This window comes from Thermithiobacillus plumbiphilus (genome assembly GCF_038070005.1).
In the GTDB taxonomy this organism is placed as follows: Bacteria; Pseudomonadota; Gammaproteobacteria; order Acidithiobacillales; family Thermithiobacillaceae; genus JBBPCO01.
The window spans coordinates 1-945 of record NZ_JBBPCO010000027.1; the positions used below are offsets into that span (position 1 = coordinate 1).

General features: G+C 62.5%; 1 protein-coding gene. It reads right to left on the reverse strand.

The features are described 5' to 3' along the window. The coding region (locus WOB96_RS14420) for an alginate export family protein (RefSeq protein ID WP_341372000.1) at positions 1–945 on the reverse strand (945 nt) is incomplete at both ends.

A 945-nucleotide genomic window follows, 5' to 3' on the forward strand; every position in this document is an offset into this window, starting at 1 on the left:
GAGCGGCTTGGCGCTCACGGTGAAGAAGGCATCCTGCAGGCCGGTGGCCGGGGTGGCCAGGAACATGTCGGCCCAGCCATTGAAGGCGTGCTTGGTGGCAAATGGGGTCTGGAAGCCGTAAGTACCGCGGTCGTTGGCGCCCAGCACCTCATAATCAAAGCGCGCCGAGAGCATGCCCGCACTCATTCCACCTCCGAGCAGCCAGTAGTCGGCCTTGATGCCGGGACGGGGATCACGGTAGCCGAGCTGGCGGGCATATTCGGCGGTATAGAGCAGCTTGTAGCTGCCCAGGGGATAGTCGCCGTTCAGCCGCGCGCCGGTGGTGCCACTGGAAATGCTGCTCGCGGTACTCTCGGGCTGGCTACGATCCTCATAGAAATAGCCATAACCCGACAGGGTCGTGCCCTTGAAGGGCGTGAACCCGGCATGCAGCAGGCTCAGGCGTACCGATTGCAGGTTCTGGCCGGCCGGCGCCTGGAAGTTGGCATAGCTGCCCTTGACGCGGTTGATGTAGGCGGCAAAGAGCGTGGTGCCGGGCAGGCTCTTGTTCTCGATGCTCACGCCATCATAGGTCTGCATGTTCTGGCGCCAGTCGACATTGCCGATGAAGCGGTCATTGTCGAGCTTGATGATCTGTCGTCCGGCCTTGATCAGGGTGCCGGGCAGGCCCTGATAGCTCAGAAAGGCCTGGTTCACCGCCGTGGTTTCGGCATCGGCCACCACCGGATAGGCCAGCTGGCCATTGGTCAGATCATTGAAGTCATCACTCCCGAGATGCGCGATGTTGATGAACTGCAGGCTCGCCCCCAGACCCGCGAAAGGCTTGGTGCTGTAGCCGAGCAGGGTGCGCATGGTGAAGGCATTGGCGTCCTCGGCCCGGCCGGCCTGATGCACGTACTCGTAACGCGGACGCAACTGCAGATCGACCTTGCCACCCTTGAGCGC